Origin of the sequence: Burkholderia sp. SIMBA_051 (assembly GCF_046534915.1) — a bacterium.
Classification (GTDB): Bacteria; Pseudomonadota; Gammaproteobacteria; order Burkholderiales; family Burkholderiaceae; genus Burkholderia; species Burkholderia ambifaria.
In genome coordinates, this window is record NZ_JAWRXS010000498.1 from 1 (window position 1) to 259 (window position 259).

Annotated in this window: 1 protein-coding gene; it reads left to right on the plus strand. The window is 64.5% G+C overall.

The genetic code is table 11. The annotated features are described in order from the left end of the window. Window positions 1-28: 28 nt before the first annotated feature. Window positions 29-259, plus strand: a 231-nt coding sequence (locus tag SB771_RS35450; protein WP_410722097.1) for a hypothetical protein, incomplete at its 3' end; no start/stop codon positions are given.

Below are 259 nucleotides of genomic sequence, written 5' to 3' on the forward strand. Positions count from 1 at the left end.
GCGCGTGCGCGCGGCGTTGGCGTCGGCCTTGCCCTACATTCACGGCGCGGTTGGGCGGTCGGCCGAATTGTGGCGCGACGTGCTCGCGCTCGCGCTGGCGTGCGGCGACGAAGCGTTTCATGCCCGCGCGCTATGGGGCCTCTGGAACACGATGATGTCCGGCGGAAACATCCACGAATCGATGAAGTACGCGAAGCGGTTCCAGCAATTCACGCAGGCACAAGCACAAGCACAAGAGAACCCGTGGCAACAGATCCTG